We start from the raw sequence: 10,153 nt of genomic DNA on the forward strand, positions 1-10,153 counted from the left end.
ATTAAATCTCAATGAAAAATACTTGATTGTTTTGTTTTAGTGTCGCGATTTGGATAAATCTACTAGTCTCATATTCCAAAAGAAATCTATTTGCTTTTAGAATTTTTATAAAACTAGGAGAGGGCTCTTTTGTTGATACAAGAATAGCTTCAATAGGTTTTGCAACTAAACAATAGCCAATTAATTGTCCTAACGCTTTCAAATCCAATGGAGTAACTTTTGACTCAACAAAAACTAGTTTTTTGTCTTTACTTAAAAAGCTAACAACATCTGGTCGGATTCTGAATCTTTCACAATTCTCAAATGTTTCTAATAAGTCAGTTGCATTATTTTTTAGGAAAGCATTTAGATTTCCAGCTGAAGTATCAAAAGTATCCACAGGCTGTGCATATTTCTTTTCTAAATGAGTCTGAAAATACGCTACTAGTGGTGGATATGTCTCAGCCTCTGGCGCGGTTCTTCTTTTTTTGGACGCTGTAGTGATTTCTTTAGTTTGCTTTTTTAACTCATACTTTGCGAAAATTTCGTCATGCTTTTTTCTGCTGATTTCCTCGTAAAGTAATTTAGTTATCTCATAGCCATCCTTATCTTCCCCGTTTAACTCATACATTTTGGGGAACTGACATTTGCTCTTAATTGAGTTTAAAAATTTACATCCCATGTGAAGATTAATTTGCCAAAATGCATTTATATGCCGCCTAACCGCTATTGGAATTCTTGGGTCTTGCTCGCCAGGATGGAATGGTTTCACTTGAGCAATTCCAAATTTTGAAGGCGGATACCAATCTTGCGTATCTTTGAACACAGCATTTAAATTGTGCTGCAACAATTCAATGAATAATTTTTGTTTAGGCGATATTCGAAATTTAAAATTTTGGAAATATTCAGGAAAAAATTTAACCTGATGTTCTCGACTCCAGCTTGCAGATTTTTCGTCTCCATAAAACTCAGTGAGATTTCCATCTCTAATGTTAGGGTGTCCCCAATCAATTGTTTGAATTGGTAATTTAAAATATTCTCTTAAGAAGTTATCAATCTCTACTGGCATTTTCCAATTTCTAACAATTTGAAAGTAGGCACGCATTCTCCCGTGCCCTTTTTCGCCATCACGATTAAGCCACCCGCCAGCATTTGCAAAACCTGATGTGTCCAGCAATCCATTTACAAATTCTGTTTTATTCTCAATTGAAGCTTCGTGTATTACTTTAGGAATACTAAAGTTATCAAAACTTAAGGCTGGGTAAAAGGCGTCACTAATTTTGTGAAATTCTTCTTTATTGTTATTGAAATCAATAAGAAGTAGAGTCATTGCTTTGTTACCGGATGTCTCAAATTTTGCATTTATTTCAGTTCTAAGAAACGGAATAATTACGTTTTCTAATGATTCAAGCGTTTCAATTGGTTGGTTGTATTTCTTTTTTACGCTCGAATTCACAATTGATGCACAACTCAAATTTTTGCATACCAAGTCATTGCTATCTTTGTCAGAAGATTTGGGTTTTGTCGCAAGAAATCCACATTTAGGACAATGCGCAATGCCTTCAACAAATTCATTTGAATGAGAAAATTCAATTGCAACCATAGAATTTTCATTAAATATGTGGCCTCTCCCAGCGACTAGGCCTAAAAGATAAGCGTGCTGTAATTTCATTCTACTTGCCTATATTTGCTACAACCTGACCTGTATAGCTTGGTTTTAATTCCCAATTGCCATTAAGCGTTATATGCGCCCAAGTTGTTTTAGGCTTTCTTCCAAACCACAAAACTTTTACTTCAACTCTTTGCTTGCCGTCAAAAGTGTCAAAGTTAGGTTCGTTATTTGCTAATTCAAAATAACAATCTGTAAATTCGCTATTTCTCAAAGAGCCATTAGAAATAAAGATAACTAACGCATTCTCAACACTTCTAAACGTCTTAGGTTTAGCATCTTTGTCAGTATCAGGAATGTCGTCCCAATTGGTGCTGTATTCTGCTGTCATTGAATTTCCAATCAAAAATAGTTTTCATCACTATACCTTTTGTTTCTTCGTGCCGATAGGTCTGCCTGCTTTACGCGAATACGGAGCTGTAATTGCTTCACTGAATCTCTTGTCAGAGGGAAAGCGTCCGCGTGCCGCATTCTCTGAGACCAATGCCGCAGTCTTAATCAATCTACTAGCAGCGATACTCAGCAACTCTTTTCTATCGGCGAGATTGGGGTCATTCAAATCAATATCTCGTTCAATGAATGACTGCGCAGGAATTAAGCGTAGCTCATTGCCAATCTTCCACAACGGCAACCCTCGCTTGTAAAGTCGTAGTGCTGTCAATCCGTTTTGTAGTGTCTCAATGCGAAGCTTGCTATTGGATAGTTGGTAAGTGGGCGCAGTTTGTTTTGGTAATGCGGTAGAAAACTGATAGTTGGCTAGCTGCTTGCGCAACTGCTTTAGTGCTTGTGGCAATGTGAGATTAAGTGGCAACTCGGCAACCACTGAATCAATACCCGCCCAATTGCTGATTTGCTGTGTGCTTGTGCTGTCTAATGCGCCTGTGATTTTTACCGCAGGCAATGGCGCACTAATGCCGTATAAGTGCTTGCCTATCTTCTCCCACCAATCCGCTTCCCTCATTTTGTAAATCTGACCAAAGTCCTTAACCACTTTAGCAACGGCTTTGTGGTCTTTAGGTATTGGATAGGGCGACTTTTGATTGGCTAGCTTGCGCATTACAGCGTCATAACTTGGACTGGCTTTTAGGTAATCGCAGACTAAGTCGTAGCGCAAATCAGGCTTAACCGAAACGCCGCTTTTATCAAATTCTGCGCCTAATGTAATGAGACGGGGGAGTGGTTTGCGCCCTAAATTAGCCATTTAATATTAACAAGTATTCATCTATTAAGTCGTAATAATAATTCGTGTTAATACAGCGTATCATAGAACTATCGATACGGCAAGCACAGCGTATCCCTCTTTAACAAATAGCAAAGTTTTGTAGTAGCAGTAAAGCAAGCGTCAATATTTTTTACGCTTGTAGTAGGTGGTGCGTGGGCAATTTCGCAAACGCACTTTTATTAACGCCATTTAAATCGAAAGGAAACATTATGGCTAAGTCAGTAAGCAGTAAATCAATTATGTCCGCACAAGCAATCGTTAATAAAGCGGACGCATTAGTAAAGCAACGCGAACACTTTGAACAAAACGAATACGCACGCAGCAACAAGCGTTTGTATGAAATTTTGGCAGAAGTATTGGCAATGTATGAACAGGCAGCAACTAGCAAAACTCTTTTAACTGAAACGATTAAGCAAATGAAAGTTAATTTGGAAGTGTGTAAGGTGCGTATTCAAACAAATACGCTGGCACTAACACTATTTGTGCGCTATGTATTTCGCACTGATAGGCAGCGCAGCTTGAATTACAGCAGGACTTTACAAGCAGCACTACAGCAGGGCATTAGTGCAGGTCAGTTAGCGCAGTTTATTGAAGATTGCGGCGGCGTAGAACAATGTAAGAAGCGTTTTACAAAGTCAGCGAAAGTGGTAGCAAAAGAAATAACGATTGCTAACACAATGACTTTAGTAGAAGAAACGCTAGCTGACGCAGTGGCAAAGCCGTTAGCAACATTTAAAGTGCCTAACAAGTTTGTAGCGCAGACCTATGACAAAGACTTTGTGTTTGTGATTGGTAAAGCGGACAAGCAGGGCAACATTAAGGCACTAGGTGCTGTGCCTGCGTATTCGGCAGGTATGACTAAGTGGGCTAAGCAGCAAATGGCGCTGTTTTTAAGTCAGCAGCAAGCACAGGCAAAGAAAGACGCTAATGCTAAGCAGAAAGACGCAGCACTAACAGCAGCAAAGTCCGCAGCAAAAAGCAAAACGCCCACCGAAACGGTAGGCGAATTGTTGGCTGCTTAATTAACTAAATGCTTTTTTGAAACTTGGGTTGGGTGTTGGCGCACTCAACCCACAACATAAGGATATTACAGATGAATACGAATTACAAGTATCGACCTAAAACAATTGACGAGTTTGTTTTCGCAACTCCGAAATTGGAAACGCAGATCAAACGCTATGCGGATGGCAAAACAATGCTGCCGTTGGTCTTACACGGCGAGTATGGCACAGGTAAGAGTTTGCTAGCAGAGCTAATTCCAAAAGCGATTGACGGCGACGCAGTATCAATCAACTATGTCAATGCGGAAGAATTGAATAATGCGAAAGAAGTGCGGGATAAATTCTTTCGTTCTGTTCAATATGACCGCTTATTCAGCACAGACGGGCAAAAGAACAACTATACGGTTGTAGAGGAAGTTAATTTTGACCCTAAAGCAAAAGGTGCGCTGCGTTTTGTTTAGATGGAATGGCAGAACGCGAGTTGTTTATCTTTACTACGAATGAAGTAGAAAAGATTGACAGGGGCTTGCTGAGTAGGGCAGAAGTAGTGGAAGTGCTGCCTGCGCCGCCTGACCGTTTTTTCAATCGCGCACAGCACATCTTGCGCAGTGAGGGAGTTGATTTAGACGACAGCGTATTGCGTGATGTGTTGGACACGGTCTATGAAAACGACTACGACAATCGCGCTTACTATCGTGCGTTAGACGAGATTATTGAAGCGTGGCATAGTAATGCGCAACAATAAAACAGCAGCGTAGATTTTTTTGACGCTTAACTTTAAAGCCCGCTTATTGATTTAGGCGGGCTTTTTTATATCAACTCCACAGCTTTGCGTAGCATATCGTCATTGGCATCCACATAGATAGCTGTTGTGGATACTGATTTATGCCCCATTAGACGCATTAGCACTCGCAGGCTAGTGCCATTACTAGCAATGCCTGTAGCATAAGTGCGTCTGCCGCTATGTGAAGACGCACCACTAACACCCGCTTTGCGATACAGCCAAAAGAACCACTGCGTCAGTGTATTAGCTGTAAATCCTTTTGACTTTTCTGTGTAGAACAACGGCAGAGTTAAATCTTTGGCTCTGTAGTGTTTTAGATAAGCAGCAAGCTCTGTTCTCAATTTCTCATTAACAAACACTACTCGTGCTTTGTTGCCCTTAGTTTGGCTCGCAGATAAACGAATCTCACTCTTAATGGTTCCGTCCTCGTTGCACACATCACAGATTCTCAGCGCAGCAATCTCCCCTACCCGCATACCACTCCAATAGCTAGTCAGCAGCATCGCCCTATTTCTAGTGCTGTATTTCTGTTTTGTGCTGATATAGCGCAAAACCATATCAATTTCACTTTGGTTTAGTGTTTTTGCTTGTGCCATTTCGTCTCTCCATAAAAGAATTTGTTGTTATTAGTATGTTTTCTTATTTTCAAAATTCCTACCGAAAATTCTCAGCAAAAGAGTTTCCATAAATCAATGACTTATAAATCCAAAGTGGGCTGCGATAAGAATTTAGTAATTTTCTTATGTCGCTGTAGTCAATAAGCCACAGCAAAATAAGCCCTACACGCTGTTATTTAAGCGTTTGCTAGCTTGCGCATTCACCCACTGACAATTTCGCTTTAAACGACGGATTTGACTGCTTGCTGTGTAAGCAACAGAAAATCAGTTAGCAGCCCTAATTTCTAGCTGCGCAATTTTTTTGACTTACAGAAAATATTCGAAGTGGTGATTTTTGACCTATAGCCACCTTATATAGCGAACTGCGTTCGCTTGTGTTTCGTAAGTGCTGCGCACTCACTCACACATTTTTTCTCTTTTAATTTTTTTAGAGTTGATGTTTGAAGACTTTCGCTAGATTCAACCTACACTGAGCCTTAAACAACAGGCTCAGTAATAGAAAAGGACTTTCGCTGAGTTCTTTACTACATCACTTAGGGCATAACCATTTAGGTAAGGGCGGCTTCGCTGTCTCCTTTTATATGCGGCTGAAATGAAGCGCAACAATGACAACAGCATAAGTGGCTACCGTTGTCCTGTTTGAAAGTTGCTGTGTGAGCAGGGCTTTCTCGTGTTGTTATAGCACTATGTGCTATCAACTTTATGCTGATTAATTCTCAATTCAATTAGCTAGCAAAGCTAACGGCGTCCTGTTAAGGATAGTGAATTTAAGTCTCTGCTACCGCACAGAATTTCCGTCGCTGCGAACACCAATGTCCAGCTTTAGGGCGGCATAACAACTGAGTGCCGCTACTCGTTATCGGTAGTAATCAATGGCAACACAGAGCATTTGTGTGTTCTGCTTGTCAAAGTTATTTATACGAGTGATAAGAAATTCAGTAGGAAAGTGGCAATTTATTTGGTAAGACGGCGGTTTCAGTTGAATTTCGGTTGTTCTCAGTGCTTCGCCGAATTTATTGTTTTATTACACAAACAGAAAAGGACGCACTATGAGCACACTAGCAGCACTGAAATTAACAGCAACTAAAAAGCCTAATCAAATTCCGCAGGTCTTACAGCGCAGAAATAAATTAGCGAAACGCATTTGGGAGCAGATTGAATTGGCTAAAGCAGAGCAAACAGGCGGGCAGTTCGCTGTCAGCCGTTTCCGCAGCTATACAGATAAAGAAACAGGCTTACGCAAACAAGTAGAAACCCAAAAGCGTATTAAAGCGTGGTGGTTTGTAGGCGATAACGGCAAGTTAGCACTAGCAATCCGTTATGGTTCAAAAGTTTTAGAGTTGGCAAAAGGAAAATTCGCAGTAGAGGTTGGAGCTGCCACTGAATTAGTCTCAACACTACAAGTCATTAAGTCCGCAGTTGAAGCGGGCGAACTAGACGCAGCTATTGACTTTGCGGCTAACAAATTGCGCAGTGGATTTGCCAAATGAAAAAATACAAGTTGTGGGTGCGTATAAGAGGCTCGCAGACAGCATTCACGCTTGTGTTTGCGGAAAACGGTTTAGCAGCCAAACATTTAGGTGAAGCGCAGTATGGCATTGGTAATGTATTGAGTTTTAAAGAGGTGTGAATTGAGCTGCGTAAATACACAATGCGCTTTTATGAATTTGCCACTAAGTCAATCAAACCAAAGCCACCTCTTACGCCCGCACAGGCAAGAATCAACTCACTCAAACAGAATGTTGAAAACAGCCGCCGCCAATTACAAGCAGAACGAGATAGACAGCGACGGCAGCGTGATGCGGAGAGATTGCGCAAGCAGCTACAACAACGCTGAACAGAAAATACCGAATTTGAATCAAACGACGGGTTTTCTGTTGGTTAGTAGTGCCATTACAAAATCATTGTTGTGTCGGACAAGAGGTATAGCTAAAATAAGCGTAAATTATTTTTACGCTGCGTGGGACAAAAGCACAACGCTTACAAAAAACTTTCCCTCTATGCTTTATCTCTTTGATTTGAAGTATCTCTTAGGCGGTCTATCAGAGTTGAAAATCCTTGTGTCGGTGGTTCGATTCCGCCCCGGGCCACCAGGAATTACCTTAGCCCACTTGTTGGGCTATTTTCTTTTGGGGCTTGGCAGGATTAGGCGCTATTAGCCTCGGATATCCCCAGCGTGAACCGTCCTTTAAAAGGACAAATCAATTAGACATCCCTGTGTCAGTCGATGTCGTTTTAAACGACACTCATTGCTTCTATATTCTGCCAAATTTTTGCTATAGAATTTAAAAAAATCATACATATTTAAAAATTCATTTTGAAATATATTGCCAAAAACTATTTAAGTAATTTTTATATTGTCTTTTTTATTGGCCTCTTTGCTTCCAATGTTTTGGCTCAATCAAAAGATGATGCTTCTGGCCCAGATGTAATGGCGATTTCCGACCGCTTGGCCGGTCAAATTCAGCTATCAGATTCTGAAAAGAGCTGGATCAAAGCTGATCATAAAATTAGATTTTGGGTAAGTACTGAGGCACCACCATATTTTTATGATAAAAAAAAGCCTATTGGCTTGGCTATAGATTACGCCAAAATTGTTTGCAGAACATATAAGCTTAATTGCGAATTCAAAGATCAATTCCCTGGCACTTTTTCTGAGGCAATTCCTTATATTGGAACAGCGAATGGTCCTGATGTGTTCATGACCGGTAGATTTTTACCGGAACGACTTAAGTATGTGCTTTATACCAACCAATACCTTTTCTCTCCATGGGTAATTATTACAAGGACAGATGGTACCAGCATTATATCTCTTGACGATCTCGCTGGAAAAAAAGTTGTAGGCGTTAAAGGATTTGTCGTGAATGGCCTATTGCGTAAGGAGGTATCTGATTTTGAGTTTATTGAAAAAAACACACAACTAGAGTCGTTACAGGCAATTTCATCGGGCGTTGGCGATGCTTATGTTGGCGACCTAGTAAATGCTACTTTTATGATTGCTCAGTATGGACTCTCGAATCTTAAAGTAGCAGCGCCAACCGGCTTTCCGATTCAGGGCGAGTCTATGATGATTAGAAAGGATTGGCCCGATCTTGTGACTTTAACCAATAAAGTACTCGATACACTAACTGAGCAAGATAAGCAAAGCCAAAGAACAAAGTGGTTTTCAGTGCGATTTGACTATGGCAATTGGCGCACTATTGCAATCTACACATTTATTTTGGTCGTGACGCTATTGTTAGGGCTTATTGTTTTTTGGCTTTGGAATAAAAGCCTGAAAAAAGACAAAGCACGAATTCAAGCATTATTAGATGAGCGCGAGCTCATGGTCGGCTCTCTTTTAAGGGCTAATAAAACCGCGGCTACTGGGGCTCTATCAGCCTCTATTGCCCATGAGCTTAATCAACCCCTTGGCGCATCGAGTCTGAACATTCAATTTCTTAAAATGAAGTTGGAAAAAGGTCAGTTAAATTCAGAATTAGGAAAAGAAATTCTAGATGCCTTGGAGGGCGACAATAAAAGGGCGGCTACGATTGTTAGATCATTAAGATCGATCTTTACTGAGCAAGATGTAGCAACTGAATGCGTCGATATTGGGCAAATTATTAATAATGTTTTAGAAATCGTTAAGCCTGAATTGAAGTATAAGAATATTGTAATTATCCAGAGCGTAGATCGGGATCTATTGGCCCAGGCTAGGGCAACTGAAATTCAGCAGGTTTTGCTTAACTTGATTAACAATGCGATTCAGGCAGTAGCTGGCAAGGAAAATCATGTAGGGCGCATTCAAATAGAGGCTAAGCAAATAGAAGATAGGATTCAAATCAGCATTAGTGATAACGGAGTCGGGGTTCCGCAAGAGCAAAAATCTAGCCTATTTGAACTCCTTAACACTACTAAGCATTCTGGCATGGGCCTGGGGTTATGGCTTTGTAAACATATTGTCACTAAATATGGGGGCTCTATTAATTATGAAGATTCTGTTGGTAGTGGCGCGCGATTTGTAGTGGCCTTACCAGTGGCAGTTGAGAAGTAGAGCCAAGTATCCTTTTGTCGGTGGTTCGATTCCGCCCCGGGCCACCAAGATTCAAAAAGAGAGCTTCTAGCTCTCTTTTTTCATTTCTACCCTAGTTATTTGTTTTTAAGTTAAGCAATGGTTGCCTACCTAGATTCAGCGTAGATTGTCTGAGTTCAGAGTGCTGACCTTACGGGTGGGGATGATGGATCCTGTTTGACCGTTCTTGCTATGGATCCCCGTGTCATCAAACGTCCTTTAAAAGGACACTTCATTTACCAACCTTTAACGCTTGGTGCTTGAGGCACTTGTCGAGGTGCGTTAATTGTTGTATTCGGTTGAGTCTGAATTGGTGCTGTACTTGTTCCTTGATAAGCCCCCTGCGGACTATAGAAATTAGTCTGCCCATTATCTGTTTGAAACGACTGAGTATTTTGACCTTGGGCGTTATAGACATTTGTGACGCCACTTGGGCTTGTTTGCGAGTATCCCTTATATGCTCCATTGGCATCGTAGATAGCCTGCGCTGAGCATAAGACTGCAAAGAGCAGTGAACAGCAGGCGATAAAAGATTTAATAAGGATTTTCATAATTTCTCCAATTCGCTTGATTCACTCAAAGGTAGCACAGACCAATTCAATAAGCGTCGCTTAAATCGACGCCTGTTGGAGCCTTTGTATAACGCCTACTTCTACTATTTTTACAGCATTACTAATGACGTTAAATGCTTCCAAGACATGAGGGTGTCCCATATTTTGTGTAAACGGGGTTCGTTTACTACAGAGGGATTCTCTCCTCATACTTAATACTAAACTGATTTAATGCACCCTTCCAATCTCTGATGGGCATACTCCACTTTTGGCTGA

12 protein-coding genes are annotated in these 10,153 nt (G+C 40.7%); 7 read left to right on the top strand and 5 right to left on the bottom strand.

Going from position 1 to position 10,153, the window contains the following annotated elements; translation table 11 throughout:
• Window position 1: 1 nt before the first annotated feature.
• The 3 genes from LZT22_RS01940 to LZT22_RS01950 are packed head-to-tail and all read right to left on the bottom strand — an operon-like array spanning window position 2 to window position 2,849.
• The gene (locus LZT22_RS01940; protein ID WP_233923358.1) at window positions 2–1,651 is read right to left on the bottom strand and encodes a hypothetical protein; all 1,650 of its coding nucleotides are present in this window, start codon (window positions 1,649–1,651) and stop codon (window positions 2–4) included.
• A gap of 1 nt (window position 1,652) precedes the next feature.
• A complete protein-coding gene (locus tag LZT22_RS01945; RefSeq protein ID WP_233923359.1) occupies window positions 1,653–1,979 on the bottom strand; it encodes a hypothetical protein in 327 nt (108 codons plus the stop codon).
• Between the two features lie 30 nt (window positions 1,980–2,009).
• Window positions 2,010–2,849 carry a hypothetical protein gene (locus LZT22_RS01950; RefSeq protein ID WP_233923360.1) on the bottom strand — a complete coding sequence of 280 codons (840 nt, stop codon included), beginning with the start codon at window positions 2,847–2,849 and terminating at the stop codon, window positions 2,010–2,012.
• A 230-nt stretch (window positions 2,850–3,079) separates the two neighbouring features.
• On the opposite strand from LZT22_RS01950, the gene LZT22_RS01955 reads away from it, so the two are divergent.
• The 3 genes from LZT22_RS01955 to LZT22_RS01965 all read left to right on the top strand — a co-directional run bounded on the left by LZT22_RS01955 (window position 3,080) and on the right by LZT22_RS01965 (window position 4,616).
• Window positions 3,080–3,892, top strand: coding sequence for a hypothetical protein (locus LZT22_RS01955; RefSeq protein WP_233923361.1), 813 nt, complete (start codon window positions 3,080–3,082; stop codon window positions 3,890–3,892).
• 71 nt (window positions 3,893–3,963) lie between these two features.
• Window positions 3,964–4,332: a hypothetical protein gene (locus LZT22_RS01960; RefSeq protein ID WP_233923362.1), complete on the top strand. Its 369-nt coding sequence runs from the start codon at window positions 3,964–3,966 to the stop codon at window positions 4,330–4,332.
• A gap of 5 nt (window positions 4,333–4,337) precedes the next feature.
• Window positions 4,338–4,616 carry a hypothetical protein gene (locus LZT22_RS01965; RefSeq protein ID WP_233923363.1) on the top strand — a complete coding sequence of 93 codons (279 nt, stop codon included), beginning with the start codon at window positions 4,338–4,340 and terminating at the stop codon, window positions 4,614–4,616.
• A gap of 65 nt (window positions 4,617–4,681) precedes the next feature.
• On the opposite strand, the gene LZT22_RS01970 is transcribed toward LZT22_RS01965, so the two are convergent.
• Window positions 4,682–5,251: a site-specific integrase gene (locus LZT22_RS01970; protein ID WP_233923364.1), complete on the bottom strand. Its 570-nt coding sequence runs from the start codon at window positions 5,249–5,251 to the stop codon at window positions 4,682–4,684.
• Between the two features lie 1,070 nt (window positions 5,252–6,321).
• On the opposite strand from LZT22_RS01970, the gene LZT22_RS01975 reads away from it, so the two are divergent.
• The 4 genes from LZT22_RS01975 (at window position 6,322) to LZT22_RS01990 (ending at window position 9,308) form a co-directional block, all read left to right on the top strand.
• Window positions 6,322–6,762: a DUF6641 family protein gene (locus LZT22_RS01975; protein WP_233923365.1), complete on the top strand. Its 441-nt coding sequence runs from the start codon at window positions 6,322–6,324 to the stop codon at window positions 6,760–6,762.
• Complete coding sequence (locus LZT22_RS01980; RefSeq protein ID WP_233923366.1) at window positions 6,759–6,902, top strand: hypothetical protein; 144 nt, start codon at window positions 6,759–6,761, stop codon at window positions 6,900–6,902. Before LZT22_RS01975 ends, LZT22_RS01980 begins: the two co-directional genes overlap by 4 nt.
• Window positions 6,903–7,011: 109 nt before the next feature.
• Window positions 7,012–7,431 carry a hypothetical protein gene (locus LZT22_RS01985; protein WP_233923367.1) on the top strand — a complete coding sequence of 140 codons (420 nt, stop codon included), beginning with the start codon at window positions 7,012–7,014 and terminating at the stop codon, window positions 7,429–7,431.
• Window positions 7,432–7,589: 158 nt separating this feature from the next.
• The gene (locus LZT22_RS01990; protein ID WP_233923368.1) at window positions 7,590–9,308 is read left to right on the top strand and encodes a transporter substrate-binding domain-containing protein; all 1,719 of its coding nucleotides are present in this window, start codon (window positions 7,590–7,592) and stop codon (window positions 9,306–9,308) included.
• 254 nt (window positions 9,309–9,562) lie between these two features.
• Here LZT22_RS01990 and LZT22_RS01995 read toward each other — a convergent pair whose 3' ends face one another.
• Window positions 9,563–9,877 (bottom strand): hypothetical protein, encoded by a 315-nt coding sequence (locus tag LZT22_RS01995; protein WP_233923369.1) that lies wholly within the window; start codon window positions 9,875–9,877, stop codon window positions 9,563–9,565.
• Window positions 9,878–10,153: the final 276 nt, after the last annotated feature.

This window comes from Polynucleobacter sp. IMCC 29146 (assembly GCF_021395195.1).
GTDB lineage: Bacteria > Pseudomonadota > Gammaproteobacteria > Burkholderiales > Burkholderiaceae > Polynucleobacter.